19 protein-coding genes are annotated in these 19,412 nt (G+C 64.6%); 12 read left to right on the top strand and 7 right to left on the bottom strand.

Annotation, left to right across the window (positions count from 1 at the left end; translation table 11 throughout):
* The first annotated feature begins 12 nt into the window (after positions 1–12).
* From hisA to coaA, 5 genes are read left to right on the top strand one after another with little or no spacing between them, the layout of a single operon-like run.
* The gene (gene hisA, locus AC1DPX_RS02745; RefSeq protein WP_477234408.1) at positions 13–762 is read left to right on the top strand and encodes a 1-(5-phosphoribosyl)-5-[(5-phosphoribosylamino)methylideneamino]imidazole-4-carboxamide isomerase; all 750 of its coding nucleotides are present in this window, start codon (positions 13–15) and stop codon (positions 760–762) included.
* Entirely contained in the window at positions 759–1,595 is an 837-nt protein-coding gene (locus tag AC1DPX_RS02740; RefSeq protein ID WP_477234406.1) for an arginase family protein, read from the top strand. The genes hisA and AC1DPX_RS02740 overlap by 4 nt, the downstream gene beginning before the upstream one ends.
* Complete coding sequence (gene hisF / locus AC1DPX_RS02735) at positions 1,592–2,386, top strand: imidazole glycerol phosphate synthase subunit HisF (RefSeq protein ID WP_477235731.1); 795 nt, start codon at positions 1,592–1,594, stop codon at positions 2,384–2,386. The genes AC1DPX_RS02740 and hisF overlap by 4 nt, the downstream gene beginning before the upstream one ends.
* 33 nt (positions 2,387–2,419) lie before the next feature.
* Positions 2,420–2,743 carry a phosphoribosyl-ATP diphosphatase gene (locus tag AC1DPX_RS02730; protein ID WP_477234404.1) on the top strand — a complete coding sequence of 108 codons (324 nt, stop codon included), beginning with the start codon at positions 2,420–2,422 and terminating at the stop codon, positions 2,741–2,743.
* A gap of 24 nt (positions 2,744–2,767) precedes the next feature.
* Positions 2,768–3,727, top strand: coding sequence for a type I pantothenate kinase (gene coaA, locus AC1DPX_RS02725; RefSeq protein ID WP_202356708.1), 960 nt, complete (start codon positions 2,768–2,770; stop codon positions 3,725–3,727).
* A gap of 67 nt (positions 3,728–3,794) precedes the next feature.
* Here the strand turns inward: coaA and AC1DPX_RS02720 are convergent, their stop codons facing one another.
* The 4 genes from AC1DPX_RS02720 to AC1DPX_RS02705 form a co-directional block, all read right to left on the bottom strand.
* Positions 3,795–5,336: a DegQ family serine endoprotease gene (locus tag AC1DPX_RS02720; RefSeq protein ID WP_477234402.1), complete on the bottom strand. Its 1,542-nt coding sequence runs from the start codon at positions 5,334–5,336 to the stop codon at positions 3,795–3,797.
* 259 nt (positions 5,337–5,595) lie between these two features.
* On the bottom strand, positions 5,596–6,312 hold the full coding sequence (locus tag AC1DPX_RS02715) for an MBL fold metallo-hydrolase (RefSeq protein ID WP_477234400.1): 717 nt from the start codon (positions 6,310–6,312) through the stop codon (positions 5,596–5,598).
* Positions 6,312–7,478 carry a diphosphate--fructose-6-phosphate 1-phosphotransferase gene (locus tag AC1DPX_RS02710; protein WP_477234398.1) on the bottom strand — a complete coding sequence of 389 codons (1,167 nt, stop codon included), beginning with the start codon at positions 7,476–7,478 and terminating at the stop codon, positions 6,312–6,314. The genes AC1DPX_RS02715 and AC1DPX_RS02710 overlap by 1 nt, the downstream gene beginning before the upstream one ends.
* Positions 7,479–7,575: 97 nt before the next feature.
* On the bottom strand, positions 7,576–8,346 hold the full coding sequence (locus tag AC1DPX_RS02705; protein ID WP_477234396.1) for a L,D-transpeptidase: 771 nt from the start codon (positions 8,344–8,346) through the stop codon (positions 7,576–7,578).
* Positions 8,347–8,426: 80 nt separating this feature from the next.
* Between AC1DPX_RS02705 and AC1DPX_RS02700 the strand changes: the two genes are divergently transcribed.
* Together AC1DPX_RS02700 and AC1DPX_RS02695 are read left to right on the top strand one after the other, a co-directional pair.
* Positions 8,427–8,708, top strand: a complete 282-nt coding sequence (locus AC1DPX_RS02700; RefSeq protein ID WP_477234394.1) for a hypothetical protein — start codon at positions 8,427–8,429, stop codon at positions 8,706–8,708.
* A 148-nt stretch (positions 8,709–8,856) separates the two neighbouring features.
* Positions 8,857–9,480, top strand: a complete 624-nt coding sequence (locus tag AC1DPX_RS02695; RefSeq protein ID WP_202356704.1) for a LysE family translocator — start codon at positions 8,857–8,859, stop codon at positions 9,478–9,480.
* A 31-nt stretch (positions 9,481–9,511) separates the two neighbouring features.
* Here AC1DPX_RS02695 and AC1DPX_RS02690 read toward each other — a convergent pair whose 3' ends face one another.
* The gene (locus AC1DPX_RS02690; RefSeq protein WP_477234392.1) at positions 9,512–12,301 is read right to left on the bottom strand and encodes an autotransporter family protein; all 2,790 of its coding nucleotides are present in this window, start codon (positions 12,299–12,301) and stop codon (positions 9,512–9,514) included.
* 226 nt (positions 12,302–12,527) lie between these two features.
* Here AC1DPX_RS02690 and AC1DPX_RS02685 point away from each other — a divergent pair, with 226 nt between their 5' ends.
* Together AC1DPX_RS02685 and xylB are read left to right on the top strand one after the other, a co-directional pair.
* Positions 12,528–13,850 carry a tetratricopeptide repeat protein gene (locus AC1DPX_RS02685; RefSeq protein ID WP_477234390.1) on the top strand — a complete coding sequence of 441 codons (1,323 nt, stop codon included), beginning with the start codon at positions 12,528–12,530 and terminating at the stop codon, positions 13,848–13,850.
* An 81-nt stretch (positions 13,851–13,931) separates the two neighbouring features.
* Positions 13,932–15,386 carry a xylulokinase gene (gene xylB, locus AC1DPX_RS02680; RefSeq protein WP_477235729.1) on the top strand — a complete coding sequence of 485 codons (1,455 nt, stop codon included), beginning with the start codon at positions 13,932–13,934 and terminating at the stop codon, positions 15,384–15,386.
* A gap of 197 nt (positions 15,387–15,583) precedes the next feature.
* On the opposite strand, the gene AC1DPX_RS02675 is transcribed toward xylB, so the two are convergent.
* Positions 15,584–15,946: a nuclear transport factor 2 family protein gene (locus tag AC1DPX_RS02675; protein WP_202356701.1), complete on the bottom strand. Its 363-nt coding sequence runs from the start codon at positions 15,944–15,946 to the stop codon at positions 15,584–15,586.
* A gap of 107 nt (positions 15,947–16,053) precedes the next feature.
* Here AC1DPX_RS02675 and xylA point away from each other — a divergent pair, with 107 nt between their 5' ends.
* From xylA to AC1DPX_RS02660, 3 genes are all read left to right on the top strand, one after another.
* Positions 16,054–17,379 carry a xylose isomerase gene (gene xylA, locus AC1DPX_RS02670; protein ID WP_202356700.1) on the top strand — a complete coding sequence of 442 codons (1,326 nt, stop codon included), beginning with the start codon at positions 16,054–16,056 and terminating at the stop codon, positions 17,377–17,379.
* A gap of 90 nt (positions 17,380–17,469) precedes the next feature.
* Positions 17,470–17,949 (top strand): N-acetyltransferase family protein, encoded by a 480-nt coding sequence (locus AC1DPX_RS02665; protein ID WP_477234388.1) that lies wholly within the window; start codon positions 17,470–17,472, stop codon positions 17,947–17,949.
* 176 nt (positions 17,950–18,125) lie between these two features.
* The gene (locus AC1DPX_RS02660) at positions 18,126–18,329 is read left to right on the top strand and encodes a hypothetical protein (protein WP_095203128.1); all 204 of its coding nucleotides are present in this window, start codon (positions 18,126–18,128) and stop codon (positions 18,327–18,329) included.
* 8 nt (positions 18,330–18,337) lie between these two features.
* Here AC1DPX_RS02660 and AC1DPX_RS02655 read toward each other — a convergent pair whose 3' ends face one another.
* Positions 18,338–19,318: a GlxA family transcriptional regulator gene (locus AC1DPX_RS02655; RefSeq protein ID WP_477234386.1), complete on the bottom strand. Its 981-nt coding sequence runs from the start codon at positions 19,316–19,318 to the stop codon at positions 18,338–18,340.
* Positions 19,319–19,412 lie beyond the last annotated feature (94 nt).

Here is a 19,412-nt window from a genome sequence, read left to right as displayed (position 1 = left end):
GGCGCCTGAATCGTGATCCTGTTTCCTGCCATCGACCTCAAGGACGGCCAATGCGTGCGCCTGAAGCACGGCGACATGGCGACCGCCACCATCTACAATGATGATCCCGCGGCGCAGGCGAAAGCCTTCGAGGACCAGGGCTTCGAATGGCTGCACGTTGTCGATCTCAACGGTGCCTTCAAAGGCCAGAGCGTCAACAGCGCCGCGGTCGGCGCCATCCTCAAGGCGACCAAGAATCCGGTGCAGCTTGGCGGCGGCATCCGCACGCTGGAACAGATCGAGGACTGGCTCGACCGGGGGCTGGCCCGCGTCATCCTCGGCACGGTGGCGGTGCGCGATCCCGACCTGGTCAGGCAGGCCTGCAAGGCTTTCCCGGGCAAGGTGGCCGTCGGCATCGACGCCAAGGGCGGTAAGGTGGCAGTCGAGGGCTGGGCCGAGGCGTCGAGCCTCGGCGTCGTCGAACTGGCGAAGAAATTCGAGGGCGCCGGCGTCGCGGCCATCATCTACACCGACATCGACCGCGACGGCGTGCTGACCGGCATCAATTGGGACGCCACAATCGACCTCGCCGAGGCCGTATCGATCCCGGTCATCGCTTCGGGCGGTCTGGCCTCGATCGCCGACATCGTGCGCATGACCATGCCCGACGCACGAAAGCTCGAAGGCGCCATCTCGGGCCGCGCGCTCTATGACGGCCGCATCGATCCGGCCGAGGCGCTGGCGATCCTGCAGGGTCGGCCGGTGGCGGAGGCGAAAACGTGAAGATCGCCATCATCCTGGCCTCCTATGACAGCGGCCACTATCACGGCGGCATGGGCCAAGGCCCGGATGCGCTGATTGCTGGCGGTCTGGTCGATGCCCTGACCATCGCCGGTCACGACGTGGCCGTCGAGGATATCGGCAGGGTCGGCGCCGAACAGGAGCGCGAGATCGCCACCGGGTTCGCCGTCTGCAACGCCGTCTCGGGCGAGGTCCGCATTGCCATCGACAGGGGGCGTTTTCCCATCGTGCTCGCCGGAAACTGCCTGACCTCAGCCGGCGCGGTCGCCGGCGAGGGTGCCGATGCGATCATCTGGGCCGACCAGCATGGCGATCTCAACACGCCCGAAACCTCCATCTACGGCTTTCTCGACGGCATGGCGCTGGCGACCGTGCTTGGTCTGTGCTGGCGCCCGATGGCATCGGCCATTCCCGGCTTCAAACCGATCGATCCGTCGCGCTGCGTGCTCGTCAACGCTCGCGATCTCGATCCGGCCGAGAAAGAACTCCTCGAGACCTTGCCGGTGATCCGCACGGAATGTCCAGGTGTTGGGCAAGCGACGCAAAAGCTGCACGCCGCCGGCGCCAAGAGCGTGCACATGCATCTCGATCTCGACGTGCACGACCCCAAGGCGCTCCAGGCCAACCGCTACACCACGTCAGGCGGGCCAAGTCCCGAACAGTTGCGCGACGCCGCCTGCGCCATGGCGCTTGCGGTGCCGGTCGTCGGCATCACCGTTTCCGCCTACGATCCGGCTTTCGACGCGCGGGCCGATGTTCCGCCGCTGGTCGGCCAGCTGCTCAACGATCTCATCGCCACGATAGAGGGCCGCTGATGCTGAAAGCCCGCGTCATCCCCTGCCTCGACGTCAAGGACGGCCGTGTCGTCAAAGGCGTCAACTTCGTCGATCTCATCGACGCCGGCGACCCGGTCGAGGCGGCCAAGGCCTATGACGCCGCCGGTGCCGACGAGCTTTGCTTTCTCGACATCACCGCTTCGTCCGACAACCGTGAAACCATCTTCGATGTCATCGCCCGCACCGCCGAACAGTGCTTCATGCCGCTGACCGTCGGCGGCGGCGTGCGCCAGGTCGCCGACATCAGGAAATTGCTGTTGGCCGGCGCCGACAAGGTGTCGATCAACACGGCGGCGGTGAAGAACCCGGATTTCGTCGCCGAAGCGGCCGACAAGTTCGGCAACCAGTGCATCGTCGTCGCCATCGACGCCAAGAAGGTCTCCGGCGCCAGCGAGGCCGACCGCTGGGAGATCTTCACCCATGGCGGGCGCGAGAAGACCGGCATCGATGCGGTCGAGTTCGCCCGCAAAATGGTCGATCGCGGCGCCGGCGAGATCCTGCTGACCTCGATGGACCGCGACGGCACCAAGGCCGGCTACGACATCGCGCTGACCCGCGCGATCGCGGACGCGGTGCGCGCCCCGGTCATTGCTTCGGGCGGCGTCGGCACGCTGGATCACCTGGTCGAAGGCATTCGCGACGGCCATGCCGGCGCGGTGCTGGCGGCCTCGATCTTCCATTTCGGCACCTACACGATCGCACAGGCCAAGGCGCATATGGCCGCCGCGGGGTTGCCGATGCGGCTGGACTCCTCGGTCGATCGGCCCTAGAGCCTTTCCGGCTAAGAAAAGGGCCCTAGCGCCATGGCTGAATTTTCGTTCTCCGACCTGGAGACAATCATCAGGGACCGCGCCCATTCCGGGGATCCGGAGTCCTGGACAGCGAAACTGTTCGCGCGCGGCATCGACAAGGCGGCCCAAAAACTCGGCGAGGAGGCGGTCGAGACGGTGATTGCCGCCGTCAAGGGCGACAGACAGGGCATCGTTTCCGAAAGCGCCGATCTTATATATCATTGGCTCGTCGTTCTCGGCCTCTCGGGTGTTCCGTTGAGCGACGTGCTCAAGGAGCTCGAAAGCCGCACCGGGCGTTCGGGCATCGCCGAGAAGGCGTCACGGCCCAAGGGCTGACCGCGAGGGAGGGCAGGTATCTCGATGGATCAGCTCGCGCCAACCGAGAAATATTCCCCCTTTCGTTTCTTTTCGGCCGAGCAATGGTCGCAATTCCGCGCCGACACGCCGCTGACGCTGAGCGAAGACGAGTTCCGCCGCCTGCGTTCGCTCAACGATCCGGTCGACCTCGAGGAGGTCAAGCGCATCTATCTGTCGCTGTCGCGGCTGCTGTCCGCCCATGTCGAGGCGAGCCAGCTTCTGTTCCGGCAGCGCCAGGCCTTCTTCAACGCCGTCGATATCGTCAAGACGCCGTTCATCATCGGCATCGCCGGCTCCGTCGCGGTCGGCAAATCGACCACCGCGCGCGTGCTGAAGGAGCTTCTGGCGCGCTGGCCGTCGAGCCCCAAGGTCGATCTCATCACCACCGACGGCTTCCTGCTGCCCAACGAGGTGCTGCGCCGCGAAAACCTGATGGAACGCAAGGGTTTTCCCGACAGTTATGATGTCGGCGCGCTGCTGCGCTTCCTCTCGGGCATCAAGTCGGCGCTGCCCGATGTCCGCGCGCCGGTCTATTCGCACCTCACCTATGACGTCATTCCCGGCGAGTTCGTCACCATCGACCGGCCGGACATCCTGATCTTCGAAGGCATCAATGTCCTGCAGCCGGGCAAGCTGCCGCAGGACGGCAAGATCGTGCCGTTCCTGTCCGACTTTTTCGACTTCGCCATCTATATCGATGCCGACGAGAAGCTGATCCACGAGTGGTACATTTCCCGCTTCATGCGGCTGCGCGAGACCGCCTTCCGCAATCCAGACTCCTTCTTCCACCGCTATTCGCAGCTCTCCGAGGATTCGGCGCGCGCCATCGCCGAAGGCCTGTGGACCAACATCAATCTGAAGAATCTGCGCGAGAACATCCTGCCGACGCGTGCCCGCGCCGACCTTATCCTGCGCAAGGGCGCCGACCACCTGATCGAGGAAGTGGCGCTGCGCAAACTGTAGCTGCATACGGATATGGCGGGCCGCCAAGCCCGCCATATCCGGCATTTCATCTCATCGGCATCGCATATCAGCCATTGGCGAACGGCACGGCGACATAGAGTTGGCCGCCGTCGCGTTCGACCAGCAGCAGCACCGACTTGCGGCCCGATCTGCTGGCCTGCGCGATCGCTTGCGTGACCTGCCGGGCGTTCTTCACCGGCGCCTGGTTGACGGCGACGATGATATCGCCCGGCTGGATGCCGGCAGCGGCCGCCGCCTTGTCGGGATTGACGCGCGCGACCACCGCGCCATGCTCGTTGCCGGCGAGGTTCATTTCCTGGCGAATGTCTGGTGTGATGTCCATCAGGCCGATGCCGATCGCCGGCGCGCGGGAGCCCTGCTCGACGCTCGGCGCACCGGAATCGTCCGCCGATGCCGTCTTCACATCGTCGCTGTTTTGCCCGACATCGACGGAAATCTGCATGGCCTTGCCCTTGCGCCAGACATCCAGCGTTTCCTTGGCGCCGGGGGCGACATCGGCGACGGCGCGCGACAGGTCCTTGGGGTCTTTCACGTCCTGTCCGGCGAAGCCGGTGATGACGTCGCCGGCTTCGACGCCGGCGCTGGCGGCGGGTGAGCTGTCGTTGACCTTGGACACCAGCGCGCCGCCGGCATGGTCGAGCCCGATGGCGCTCGCCACATCAGGCGTCACCGGCTGGATCTCGACGCCGAGATAGCCGTACTGGATGGAACCGTCCTTCATCAGCTTGGCGACGACCTTTTGCGCCTGGTCGGACGGGATGGCGAAGCCGACGCCGACGCTGCCGCCATTGGGCGAATAGATCGCCGTGTTGATGCCGACGACATTGCCGTTCACGTCCACCAGCGGGCCGCCGGAATTGCCATGGTTTATCGGCGCGTCGATCTGGATGAAGTCGTCGAACGGCCCGCTGTGCAGGTCGCGGCCGCGTGCCGAAACGATGCCGGCCGTGACCGTGGTGCCGATGCCGAACGGATTGCCGATCGCCAGCACCTGGTCGCCGGTCATCAGCCTGTCGGAATCGCCCCATTTGACCGTCGGCAAGGGCTTGTCGGATTTGATCTTGAGCACGGCAAGGTCGTTCTTGGCGTCGCGGCCGACAAGCTTGGCGGGAAGCTCGGTGCCGTCATCGAGCGTCACCTTGATCGAAGTGGCGCCGTCGACGACGTGATTGTTGGTGACGATGGTGCCGTCGGCACTGACGATGAAGCCCGAACCAAGCGCTTCGGCGCGTTGCGCCTGCTGCGGCTGCGTCTGCGGAGCCGGCATGCCCTGGTCGCCGAAGAACTGGCGGAAGTACTGGTCGAACGGCGAGTTGCCGAGAGGCATGCCGCCGTCGTCATTTGCGGGCTGCGCTTTCATGACGGTTGTGACCGTCACCACCGCGGGCTTGTCGGCCGCCACGATCGGCGCGAAGGAGCCGTTGGGGGCGGTGATGCCGGCGACAGGGGTCTGGGTCGTCGCGACGACGTTGCTCAGGCCGGAAGTGCCGGCACTTTGAGCGAATGAGACGACGAAGGGGGAGATGATGAGGGCGGCGCCCAGCAATGCGGCGACGCGATGTCTGCGAAGAATGTTGAGGGATGACATGGTCGTTGTCCGTGCGAGACATTGGGTTCGGCGCCGTGGCCCGTCTTGGGAGAGGGCGGCCCATTCGGCGCACCGGCCATCGCGGCCGCCTGTCTCGCTTCATGCGGCGGCCGTTCAGGTCGATGAAACCGGAATCTAGGACTCGGATGCGGGCGAATTAGGTTTTTTCGATTATATTACAAAGATTTAATTCTTTTTGACCGGATGAGTGTCCCACGTTCGCGTGACCGCTCCCGGCAGTGCGAAGGCTTGGCGACGTTCAGATTTCGCCGGTCTGCTGGATGTAAGTCTTTGCAATCTCACGCATACGCTTGCCGTCGAAGCTTGGTCCGTGGCCGCCATGGCCGACGCGGATCGGCAGGTCGAGCAGGCGTCGCATGGTGCTGGCATAGGCGGCCCGATCGGAATCCGGCAGGCTGTCGATCAGCGTGTCGTCGTAGATGGCGTCGCCGCTGAAGAACAGCCCGTCGGCCTCGTCGAGCAGCGCGATCGAATCCGGCGAATGCCCGGGCAGGTGCAGGACGCGGAACTGCCTGTCGCCGAGATCGATCACGTCGCCCTCGTCAAGCGTCCGCGTCAGCGGTGCTGGGGGGATCTTGTAGTCGGCGGCCCTCCAGCCCGGCGCCGGCAATTCCGACACGGCGCCTTCGAGATCGTGGAACATCCAGGCGTAGGTCGCCGCCTCATCCATGCTCTCGAACTGCGCGGCACTCATCCGCGGCCCCGCCCGCCACGCAAATTCATGCAGCGAGCCGACATGATCGAGATGGATGTGCGTGGCGACGACCAGCAGCGGCTTGTCCCGTGGCGTATCGATCTGCGGCGCCAGCGGACAGATGCCCATGCCGGTGTCGACCAGGAGGTCGGCGTCGCGGCCGCGCAGATGCCAGATGTTGGCGCGCACATAGTCATGCACGAACGGCTCGGTCAGCATCGTCGTTTGTTCGTCGACGGTGCTCTTGCTGAACCACTCCATTAGACGAAAGGCTTCCCGACCTTGTACTTTTCCGGCACCAGCCGCTTCAGATAGGCCATGCCGGCCTCGGACAGCTGGTTGACGTCGGGCTTCATGAAATCATCCGGCATGTGGCGGGTCTTGCCGGCAACGTTCTTCAGCGGCACCTTCTTCAGCACGGTCTTGCTGCCATCATATTGCAAAGCCACCGAGCCGCCGCCCTGTTCGGCGACGGAGACGGCGAAGGCGCCGGCATCGAAGGCCTCCTGCGCGTCGACGGCGCTGATGGCGCCGACATAGCCGCGCGGCATGTAACCGAGCGCGTCGACGCGAGCCCGCTTGCCCGGCAGGCCTTTGGCCAGTGCGCGTTCGAGCGCCGCCGGCAGGTCGCTGCCCGACAGCTTGACGTTGCCATGCGCGTCGCGCTCGAGCTTTTCCGGCGGCACCAGGCTTTCGACCAGCGCCTTGCCGTCGGCGGTGCTCACCCCTTCCGACACGGCGACGATGCAGCGCTTGTGGCGGTCGAGCGTGGCGCGCACGTCGTCGATGAAGCCGGCGGCCGAGAACGGCCGCTCCGGCACGTAGACCAGATGCGGGCCGCTGTCGGGATCGAGCTGCCAGGCCGCCGCCGCCGCGGTCAGGAAACCGGCATGCCGGCCCATGACGATGCCGACATAGATGCCGGGAAGCGCACGGAAATCGAGGTCGACGGAGAGGAAAGCGCCGGCGACGAACTCGGCCGCCGAGATGAAGCCCGGCGTGTGGTCGTTTTCCTCAAGATCATTGTCGATGGTTTTCGGCGCATGGACGAAGGCGATCGAGCCGCCGGCGGCATCGGTCAGGATCTGCTGCGTGCCCGACGTGTCGTTGCCGCCAATGTAGATGAAGGCGTCGGCGCCGGCTTTCTTCAGGCCGTTGAGGATGACATCGCAATAGGCAGCATCTGGCTTGTCGCGCGTCGAGCCGAGTGCCGCGCTCGGCGTTCCCGCGATCAGCCGCAGGCGGTCTTCCGGGATGGCGGACAGGTCGACATAGTTGCCGTCACGGATACCGCGCACGCCATGGATGGAGCCCAGCACCTTGGCGCCGGGATGCCGCTTGCGGATCTCCAGCGTGGCGCCGACCACCGTCTGGTTGATGACGGCGGTTGGGCCGCCGCCTTGCGCGATGACAAAAGTTCCGGCCATTCCTGACGTCTCCCGAGCGATGGTGTTCAAGGCACCTTGGCCTGTCTTTCGCTATCGCGCAACGGGAGAGTCTGGCGGCCGCGAACAGCGGCCGCGATCAGATGACGACGACCGGGTTTTTCTTCGAAACGCGGCTGTAGAGGTCGATAATGTCCTGGTTGATCAGGCGCACGCAGCCCGACGACATCGCCTGGCCGATGCTCCACCATTCGGGCGAGCCGTGGATGCGGTAGCCGGTGTCCTTGCCGTCCTGGTAGATGTAGAGCGCGCGCGCACCGAGCGGGTTGGTCAGGCCGCCGGGCTGGCCGCCCTGCCACTTCACCAGTTCGGGCTTGCGCTGGATCATCTCCGGCGGCGGCGTCCAGGTCGGCCATTCCCTGCCGTACTGGATGTTGGCGCGGCCGGACCAGCGGAAGCCGTCCTTGCCGATGCCGACGCCGTAGCGGATGGCGTCGCCGCCCGGCTGCACGAGATAGAGCATGCGCTCCTTGAGATGAACGACGATGGTGCCGGGCGCCTCGCCGGTCGTGTCGAGGACGATCTGGCGGCGGAATTCCGGCTTGACCTTGAGATACGGCACCTCGGGCACGTTGAAACCATTGTCCGTCAAGGCAGCATACATCACATCGGCGCTGGTGACGTTCTTGTCGACGCTGATCGCCGGCCGCATCGGCGGCACGGAACCGGTGACCGTATTGTCGAGCTGGAGCATCGGCATACCACCGTCGCCCGAGGTCGAGCAGCCGGCGGCGCTGAGCAGCGCCAGCGCGCCTGCCCCGGACAGGACGGCGCGGCGGGAAAGATGATGATCGGTATCGATTGCGTCGCCGTTTCGTGGCGGCGTTAGACCTTGCGGCAACTCACGCATGTACCCAAACCCTACGCTGTCGGCGGGAAGCACGGTCCGGCCGGATAGCGGGCATTTTCATCATTCATGGTTGATAAAGCGTGAATGCCTTGCGTCGCCTGGATTTGCGCCTTGCCTGGCGGCATCGGTCCGGCCCGAATGACGCGCCAACGGGACGCTCCTGCACAAAAAGACCTAGGTCGGGTCATAATCCCGGCACCGGCCTTTCCTACGCATCGGGCGATCAGCGAGGGGCCTCCATGTGCAAGACGTTAAAAACCGACATCACGCTTTTTGCCGCTGCCATTGTCGCGGCCGCATTGGTTCTCGGTGCCGATGTCAGCCTGGCCGATATCGTGAGCACGCTGGGCGGCGCGAACTGATGCCGACCTGCCTTTGGCGCAATTGATATCGTGGCAATTCCGGCACGGCGGTTGCCATCCGGAATTGCGCAAAAAACAGAAAACAGGCCTCTTTACATTCCCCCTGGGCTGAGGATTTATCCTTTTCCTTAACCCAAGGGAGACAGACATGTCCTTCGAGAACTGGGCCGCTTTCGCCGCCGCGTCGACCATCCTCCTCGTCATACCGGGACCAACCATCCTGCTGGTCGTGTCCTATGCGCTCGGCCAGGGCTGGCGCACCGCCTTGCCGATGGCGGTTGGCGTGGCGCTTGGCGACTTCACCGCCATGACCTTGTCGATGCTGGGCATCGGCGCGCTGCTCGCCGCGTCGGCAACCGTCTTCACCATCCTGAAGCTCATCGGCGCCGGCTATCTGATCTATCTCGGCGTAAAGCTGTTTCGCGCCGGCGGCGCGTTGAAGGCCGAACCGCGCACCGATGCGGTGTCCTCGGCCAAGATGATGGCGCATGCCTGGCTGGTCACCGCGCTCAACCCGAAAAGCATCACCTTCTTCGTCGCCTTCCTGCCGCAGTTCCTCGACCGGCATGCCGATTTCTGGACGCAGATGCTGATCTTCGAGACGACCTTCCTGGCACTCGCCTTCGCCAATGCGTTCGGCTACGCGCTGATCGCGGCGCGCGCCCGCAATGTCGTGCGCAATCCCAAGGCGATCCGCATCTTCAACCGCACCGGCGGCACGCTGCTGGTCGGCGCCGGCATCGCCACCGTGGCGATGCGTTCGGGCAATTGATGTCCTGACGCTTGGTGAGGCCCGGAGGGTCTCACCATTTGACGCTGATTCCCACATTGCCCTCAAGGATGCGGCGCTTGTCGCCGCCGAGATTGGTCGTGTAATCGCCGGTGGCAAAGAGGCTGACCTTGTCGGTCACCTCAGCGACCACGCCGCCACCGATCTCGAAGGAGGTCGACCGGCCCTCGGTCGAGATGTCGGTGGTGTCGAAATTGACATGGCTGGTGCCGCCGAAATCGTGCCAGATATTGGCCTTGAGGTAGGGCTGCAGCGCGATACCATTGATCGTGGTCTCGCCCTGCAGCCGCGCGCCCAGCCGGCCGCTGACGCTCTCGTCGGTGTCGAAGGAAACCGACGAGAAGCGGTCGTTGGTGTCGTCGAGCGACAGGTGCTGCCAGACCAGTTGCGCCTGCGGCTCAAGCGTCCAGCCCTGCGCCAGCGCGATGGGATAGCCGCCTTCCAGCGAAGCGGTGACGCCTGTTCCGCCGACATCGATGCCGATGTCGCGCGACGAGGTCGCGTCGCCGCCGAAGAAGGTGGCCATGAGGACACCGTCAAGGTACCAGCCGCTTTGGCCGATGCGGGTCCAGTAGCCGCCGACGCTGGTGCCGCTGACGTCCAGGCTGCCGACGGACAGATCGTTCCATCCCAGTGCCTGGCCGCTCACATCGCCCTTCATGCGGGCATAGGCGACGAACAGGCCGGCGCGATCGATTCCACCTGAGGCGGTGTCGCGGCCGAACACGTCGAAGCCCGCCTGGAGGCCGAACAGGTTGCCGTCGAAGGAGGGCGAAACCGTTCCCGACCAGCCCATCTCGGCGTCCTGGCCAAAAATGCGGCCCCAGACCGGCGACAGCTCCGGATTCGACAACAGACTTTGCTCACCCCGCCTTTCGTGGAACGTGCCGAGCGTCGTCATCGCCAGATGCCCGGCTACCGGCGGTAAGGCCGAATAGACCGGCACCTCGATGCGGTAGAGCACGATTTCCTGGCCCGCCGCCGGTACCGGCAGGGCGGGCACGGCAGTCGGCACCACCGGTGGCGGCGGGGGCGGATCCGCCGGCGGCGCCGGTGGTGGTGGTGGCGGTGGTTCGGGTTGAGGGTCGCTGGCCTGCACGGGCGGTGTCGGGTCGACCGGCGGATTGTTGATATCGCCCTCGCTCGGCGGTGGCGTCGGCGGCAGTTCGGAGGGCGGCGGGGGTGGCGGCTCGGCCGCGGGCGGCACCGGTTCAACGGGCGGGGAGGGCTCGAGCGCCGGTGGCGCCGCGGCCGGCGTCGTCGGCGTTACCAGCGTCGAGCGCAGGTACCAGTTCTCCTCGCTGCCGGCGCTGACGCCGCCCTTGAAAAGATAGTATTCGAAGGCGCCGGCGGCGACCGGGCCATCGAGCGCGAAGGTCGAGGCGCCTGAGGTGGCGCCGTTGACCGCCTGGACGAGCATGATGCCGTCCTGTGTGGTAGCGGCACCCGCGCCGCCGACATTGACCACGGAAATGCCGGTCGAGCCGGAAGCCGTCCCGCCCGAAAGCACCAGCCTGTCGGACGCGGATGAATCGTCGCCGAGTTCGGTCTGGACGAGCAACACGCCGCCAGCCCCGATATAATTGCCCGAAATCGTCAGCCGATCGGTCGCGCCGGTGGTGCCGTTGGTCAGGTCGATGCGCCCGGCATTGGTGACTTGAGCCAGCTGGCCTGATGTGAAGGCCTGGATCGTCGAGTTGAAGCCGCCGCCATAGAGCGTGCTCGAAGCATCGACGCTGAGCGAGCCTGTGCCGGTGCCGCTGTCGCCGAGCACGAGATTGCCGTCGAGCGTCAGCTGCGTGTCGTTGGTGGCGCTGATGCTTTCCCAGTTCTGGACCCGGCCGATCCCGTCCAGCTTGACGTTGTCGAAGGTCAGCGTATCGGTGCCGAGGCCGCCATTCACGGCATCCGTGCCGCCGAGATTGGCGTTGGTGAGGCTGCTGAGCTTGGCGGTATCGTTGTCGGCGCCGAGATCGACGGCGCCATAGATGATGCCGCCGCCGTTCCAGACGAAATTGTCGGAGCCAAAGCTCATCAGCACATCGCCTCCGACAGTGCCGCCGGTAATTGTCACACTGTCATTGCCGCCGCTGACGCTGATGTTGCCGCCGATCGTTCCGCCCGAGAGGATGATGGTGTCCTGGTCGAAGCCGGTGACGAGATTGCGGTCGATGGTGCCGCCGGACATGTTGAAATAGTTCTTGTCGAGCTTCATGTTGACCCGGCCGATGCGGCCGCCGGTCATCACCGCGTTGTCGCCATCGTCGAAGAAATCGACGATGCGCCCGCCCTTCATCGTGAACGTGTCCAGTCCGTCGCCCTGGTTGAGCGATCCGATCTGGCCGCCGCTCATGTTGAAATCGTCGATGCCGGCGCCTTGCTGGACATTGCCGGCGACGGTGCCGCCGCCGATGGTGAAGAAATCCGTTCCGTCGCCCTGGTCGACCGTGCCGGTGATGGTGCCGGACTGCATGTTGATGCGGTCCGTGCCGGCGCCGAAGGTGACATTGCCGCTCACCTGCCCGGTGCCGCCGGCGGGAAAGGTCAGCGTGTTGTTGCCGCTGGTATCGGTAAGGCTGCCACCCGAATCGCCGCTATCGCAGGTGAAGGTGGTGTTCCCCGCCGACGGAACCAGCACGCAAGCCGCCAGGGCCGCGGAATTCGGCAGCAACACAAGCGTCGTACTTGCAAGTAAGCTAATAAACCATGGATGGATTTGCCGAGGCTTCCGCCGCAACAAAGAAATCGACTCATCAACGTTTTCCAAACAGCTGTTCGGACGCTGTATTTCAAGATGCCGCATCGCGTCCCCTCTCAGATCGCGATTACAAGCCCTTCGCCGCGCCGCAATGAAGCCACAATTCGCTCGAGTTTACAAAGCCTAATCTGCATTCCGTGGTTGATGAACTGCAAAGGCTTCTGGGATAGACCTTGTGCAGTGCATGATTGGCATGTCCGTGGCCCATGCTTTAAGATCGCCTTGGCCCGAAGGCTCCGGGGCTTGTCCTGGGTCGATCAGAGGACATTGCATGGCAATCAGGGACGAATTCGGCCTGACATTTTCGGGCGCCACCGAAGCCGGGTTCACGCCCTACAGCCAAGCCGTGCGTGAACTGCTGTGCTTCATCGGCGATCCCGTCGCCTCCGTCGACCGTGCCATCACGCAGGACCCCAGTTTTGTCATGGCGCACGTCTTCAAGGGCTATCTGTTCGGCCTCGCCACCGAGCGCGACGCGACGGCGGTGGCCAGGGCCTGCCACGAGGCGGCGCTGCCGCTTGCCGCGACGGTGCGCGAAGAGGCGCACGTTCTGGCCCTTGGCCACCTCGCCAACGGGCGCTGGCATGACGCCGCCAGGATTCTCGAGGATATCGCCATCGAGACCCCGCTCGACGGGCTGGCGCTGCAGGTCGGGCACCAGATCGACTTCTTCACCGGCAATGCCCGCATGCTGCGTGACCGCATCGCCCGCGCCTTGCCGTCCTGGCAGAGCGGCATGCCTGGCTACCACGCCATCCTCGGGATGCAGGCCTTCGGGCTGGAGGAAATGGGCGACTATGCCAGGGCCGAAAAGCTTGGTCGCGCGGCGGTCGAGATCGAGCCGCGCGACGGTTGGGCGCAGCATGCGGTCGCGCATGTCATGGAAATGCAAAGCCGGCAAAGGGATGGCATCGCCTGGATGCGCGCCAATCCTGACGCCTGGACAAAGGAGAGCTTCCTGCAGGTGCACAATTGGTGGCACCTGGCGCTGTTCCACTACGATCTCGGCGAGACCGACCAGGTGCTGGCGCTCTATGACGGACCGATCTACGGCACACCATCGGCGATGGCGCTGAACATGGTCGATGCGTCGGCACTCCTGTGGCGGCTCTATCTTGGCGGCATCGATGTCGGCGACCGCTGGATCGCGCTCGCTGCCAATTGGCCCAAGGCCGGCCTCGGCGACTACGCCTTCAACGATGCGCACGCGATGATGGCCTTCGTCGGTGCCGGCCTCGACGGACCCGCCCTTGCCTTGCTGGAGACGCAGCGCGAGGCGATGCGTGGCAGCGGCGACAACGTCGCTTTCACCCGGGATGTCGGCCATCCGCTGACGCGGGCAATCAAGGCGTTCGGCGAGGGCAATTACACCGAGACCGTGCAGCTGATCCGGCCGATCCGGGCGATCGCCAACCGCTTCGGCGGCAGCCACGCACAGCGCGATGTCATCGACCTGACGCTGATCGAAGCGGCCTTGCGGGCCGGCGACCGCGCGTTCGCCGGGGCGCTCACGGCGGAGCGTTCGATGGCGCGGCCGGACAGTCCGCTGTCGGCGCTGCTTGCACGACGCGCGGCCGATTTGTCAGAGAATTGACCGCAAGCGGATCTTGCCTTAAAAACTGGCTCAGCCAGATTTTTTCGAGATCCGAAAAAAATAATGGCATGGGAGGATGACATGTATCTCGGCCTCGACCTGGGCACGTCGGGCGTCAAGGCGCTGCTGATCGACGCCGGACAGACCGTCGTCGGTTCCGGCCATGGCTCGCTTGACGTTTCGCGGCCCCATCCCGGCTGGTCCGAACAGGACCCGTCCCACTGGATACGCGCCTGCGAAGACGCGATCGCCGAACTCAAGGCCTCCCATCCCAGGCAGTTCGCGGCGGTGAAAGGCATCGGCCTGTCCGGACAGATGCATGGCGCCACCTTGCTCGATGCGGCTGATCATGTGCTGCGCCCCTGCATCCTGTGGAACGACACGCGCAGCCATGTCGAGGCGGCCGCGCTCGACGCCGATCCGCGCTTCCGCGCGCTCACCGGCAACATCGTTTTCCCCGGCTTCACCGCGCCCAAGCTCGCCTGGGTGAAGAACAACGAACCCGCCGTCTTCGCCAAGGTGGCGAAGGTGCTGCTGCCGAAGGATTTCCTGCGGCTTTGGCTGACCGGCGAGCACATTTCCGAAATGTCCGACTCGGCTGGCACATCCTGGCTTGATGTCGGCAAGCGCCGCTGGTCGCCCGAATTGCTGGCGGCAACGTCGCTCGACGAGAAGCAGATGCCGTCTTTGGTCGAGGGCACTGAGAAGGCCGGCGGCTTGCGCAGCGAATTGGCGTCGAAATGGGGCGTCGAGGCGGGCATCCCGGTTGCCGGCGGCGCTGGCGACAATGCGGCTTCGGCCTGCGGCATGGGCACGGTCGGCGCCGGCCATGCCTTTGTCTCATTAGGCACGTCGGGCGTGCTGTTTGCCGCCAACGCGTCCTATCTGCCCAACCCGGCAAGTGCTGTCCACACTTTCTGCCATGCGCTGCCCGATACCTGGCACCAGATGGGCGTCATCCTGTCGGCGACCGATTCGCTCAACTGGCTGTCGGAAATATCAGGCAGGGGCGCCGGCGAACTGACCGCTGAACTCGGTGACGCGCTGAAGGCGCCGACCGGCGTGTCCTTCCTGCCCTATCTCTCGGGCGAGCGCACGCCGCACAATGATTCCGCCATCCGCGGTTCCTTCACCGGGCTGGCGCATGAATCGAGCCGCGCCGTGCTGACGCAGGCGGTGCTCGAAGGCGTTGCCTTTGCCTTCCGCGACAGTCTCGAAGCCTTGAAAACTGCGGGCACCACATTGACGCGGGTAACAGCGATCGGCGGCGGCTCACGCTCGCGCTACTGGCTGAAATCGATCGCCACCGCGCTGCAAGTGCCGGTGGATATTCCAGCCGACGGCGATTTCGGCGCGGCGTTTGGTGCGGCGCGGCTTGGGTTGATCGCGGCGACCGGCGCTGATCCGCTGGCCGTCTGCTCCGCCCCCAGGACGGATGCTACCATTGAGCCGGATGCTGCGCTCGGCGGAGCGTATGCGGACGCTTATCAGCGCTACCGGGCGCTGTATCCGGCGATCAGGGCTGTAACCGCGTGAGCATGTGCGAGGCGCCCCCCTCTGCCCTGCCGGGCATCTCCCCCACAAGGGGGGAGATTGGCAGTGTTGGCGCCCCGCTCATTTTTGCAACGCTGGAGATTGGCGAAAGCCGACGCGACATCCGATCTCCCCCCTTAAGGGGGAGATGGCCGGCAGGCCAGAGAGGGGGGCCTCACGCTGCCTCTACGAAATTAGCCTCACTGCGCCGGCACCTTATCAAGAAACCCGGTGATGCTCTTCAGGCGGCCGTTCTCGATGATTCCGATGTCGGTGCCTTCGATGACCGAAGGAACGCCTTCAGGTCCGAGATTCCAGGAAAAGCGGATCTTGTCGGCAAACCCGTCCGGCGTGCCCTTCAGCGAAAAACGGAAGCCAGCAAAGCGTTGCTGCACGCCGTCGATCAGCGCCGCGACGCCGTCATGGCCGTCGCCCTGCATCAGCGGATCGCGATAGCTGACGTCTTCGGTGAAGGTCGCCTTCAGCAAATCGGCGCGGCGGCTGGCATCGCTTTCGTTCCAGGCGGTGATGTAGCCCTCGGCGATTTTGTTGAGGTCGGTCATGGTCTGTCTCCTTTGTTTGTTGACATCAGCCTTTTCGACCAGCGCAGGACCGAAACCAATTACGCCTGAGGTAATCAGGGCGAACTATTCGAGAGAGGACAGAAATCATGAGCAGCGGATTTTTCGGCGACATCCAGAAGATCAAATATGAGGGGCCGGATTCGACCAATCCGCTGGCCTACCGCTTCTACAATCCCGACGAGGTGGTTGCCGGCAAGCGGCTGGAAGACCATCTGCGCTTCGCCGTCGCCTACTGGCACTCCTTCGCCTGGCCGGGTGGTGACCCCTTCGGCGGCCAGACCTTCGACCGTCCCTGGTTCCCCAAGGCCGGTGGCATCGACACGATGGAACTGGCGAAACTCAAGGCCGATGTCGCCTTCGAGATGTTCTCGCTGCTCGGCGCGCCCTATTTCTGCTTCCACGACGCCGATGTCCGCCCCGAGGGCAAGGACTTTTCCGAAAGTGCCGCCCGCCTCGATGAGATCGCCGACTATTTTTCGGCCAAGATGAAGCAGACCGGGGTCAAGTTGCTCTGGGGCACGGCCAATCTCTTCTCGCACCGCCGCTTCATGTCGGGTGCCGCCACCAATCCCGATCCGGATGTCTTTGCCTATGCGGCGGCGACGGTGAAAAGCTGCATCGACGTCACCAAGCGGCTGAAGGGCGAGAATTACGTGCTGTGGGGCGGCCGCGAGGGCTATGAGACGCTGCTCAACACCGACCTTGCCCGCGAGCAGGAACAGGCCGGCCGCTTCCTCAGCCTCGTCGTCGACTACAAGCACAAGATCGGCTTCAAGGGCACCATCCTGATCGAGCCGAAGCCGCAGGAGCCGACCAAGCATCAGTACGATTACGATGTCGCCACGGTCTATGGCTTCCTCAAGCGCTTCGGCCTGGAGAAGGAAGTAAAACTCAACATCGAGCAGGGTCACGCCATTCTCGCCGGTCATTCCTTCGAGCACGAGCTGGCGCTGGCCAATGCGCTCGGCGTCTTCGGCTCCATCGACATGAACCGCAACGACTACCAGTCGGGCTGGGACACCGACCAGTTCCCCAACAACGTGCCGGAAATGGCGCTGGCCTACTACCAGGTCCTTCAGGCCGGTGGCTTCAAGACCGGCGGCACCAATTTCGACGCCAAGCTGCGCCGCCAGTCGCTCGATCCGCAGGACCTGCTGATCGGCCATATCGGCGGCATGGACGCCTGCGCACGTGGCCTCAAGGCCGCGGCCCGCATGGTCGAGGACAAGGCGCTGTCCGCGCCGCTGGCCGAACGCTATGCCGGTTGGAACACGGCGGAAGGCAAGGCGATGCTGTCGGGCAAGCGCACGCTGGAGGACATCGCGGAGCGCGTGGTCAAGAAGAAGATCGAGCCACAGCCGCGCTCCGGCCGCCAGGAATTGCTGGAAAACATCGTCAACCGCTACGTCTGAAGCCCGGCTTCTGGACCGACATCTGCCTGACGTGGCTGAAAGCCGCCGTGATCGCCTTTTGCAAGTCCGCTCTCCCGAAGGGAGATGACAATGGCAAACGGGCGGATCACGGTGCGCAAGGCGCAGGCGGGCGACGTCGCGGCCTTGAAGCAAGTGCTGCGGGAAACCTTCGAAGGCACCTGGCTGCCCCACATCACCCAGGCATCGGCGCAGCGCTATGTCGAAACCGATCTTGGCGGGCGTTATGTCGAGGAAAGTTGGCCGGAGTTCACCATTGCCGAGATCAACAATGAGATCGCCGGCCTGATCCATTGGCGCGGCGATTTCATCGAAGCCGTGCATGTAAGGGCCAGCCATCAGGGCCAGGGCGTCGGCGGCAAGCTGCTGTCGCACGCCGAGCAGGCGATTCGCGCCGCCGGATACCGCCAGGTGCGGCTCGAGACCGACACGTTCAACGAACGCGCCCAGAATGTCTACAAGGCGCTCGGCTATGTCGAAAAAGACCGCTATCCCGATGACGAATGGGACAGCGGCTTCACCACCGTGCTGTTCGAGAAACGGCTGGGCTGACCTCCCTCTGATTCGGACTTTCGCGCGCGGAACGGCTTTGCGCCAAGGCGCCCATCTGGCGACAAGGTTTTGCCCTTGGCCGCCCCTCAATGACCTCGCTCCTGCCTTCAAACTGCCGTCACGTATCTCGTATAAGAGGGGCCTGTGGCGGGTGAAAAGGAAGGAGGCGAACCGATATGCAGCACGAACGCGAAATCGACGCCCTGCTCTCATCCGGGGAGACCGGATCGATCATTGACCGGCTGATGGCGCTGCCGCGGCCGACCGACGACGTGAAGAACGAATGGGATCGCGCCGTCAGCAACCGTTTTGAAGTCCGGCTGGTGAGACAGATGCGCTCGCAGATCGACGCCGGCAGCGACAGGCAGAACGCCGCTTAATCCCTGACCTAACCCCGGCGCAACCTGACCGGGGCTTCGCCGAACGCTCTTGAAAATGCTCTGGAAAATGCCGCGGCGGACGAGAATCCTGTCCGCCCGGCAATATCCGCCATGGCCACCCGCGTGTCGACCACCAGCCGGCGCGCGGCCCCCAGGCGCAGCCTGAGATAATAGGCCCCCGGCGTCTCGCCGATCGACTTGCGAAAGATGCTTTCCAGCGTACGCGCCGTCACGCCGGCGCGCTTGGCTATGGCTTCAATGGTCAGCGGCTGGTCGACATGCGCTTCCATCAGCCGGATGGCTTGCGCCAGGCGTGGATCATAGCCGTCGAGCCGGCCAAGCGAGACCAGCGGCTGCGCATCGGTCGCCACGCGCGCCTGGTCGTAGATGAACGCGCTTGCCACATCGAGCGCCACCGCCATGCCGAGCCGGGTGCGAATCAGGTGCAGCATCAGGTCGAGCGTCGGCGACGCGCCGCCCGTGGTGAACACCGGTCCGTCGATGATGTAGCGATCGGGGCGCACGTCGACGCCGGGAAAGGCCGAAGAAAAATCCTCCATGTCCTCCCAATGGGTGGTGGCGCTGCGCCCTTCCAGCAGGCCGGCGCGCGCCACCAGCCATGTGCCCGCCTCGACGCCGCCGCAGGCGCGGGCCGACCGCGCAGCGCGGCGCAGGCCGGCGAGCAAGGCCGACGTGGCATAATTCTGCGTGCCGAAGCCCGCGACGACGATCAGGACATCGGTTGTATCAGTAGCATCGAACCGGCCGCTCACCGCTATGGGCAGGCCGCATGTCGTGACCGGCGCCTCCCCGGTCACCGAAACCAGTTTGAAGTCGAACAGGGTCTCGCCGGCGATGCGGTTGGCGGCCCGCAACGGATCGACGGTGCATGCCACGCACATGATGGATGCCCCGGAAAACACCAGCAGCGTCACCTTGAGCGGTGACTGCTCGGGGCGAAAGATATCAGATTTTTCGCTTTTTATCATGTCGTCTTCGTAAAGCGCAAAGCAGCCGCCTGCAAGTCGAGCAATGTTATGCGCGTCCCTGTGCATGTCGTTGTCCCAAAACCGGTTCCCACTT

The sequence above is a fragment of the Mesorhizobium sp. 01N446 genome, assembly GCF_056399285.1.
Note: the sequence above shows the minus strand (reverse complement) of the source record. Positions and strands in the feature narration are given on the sequence as shown.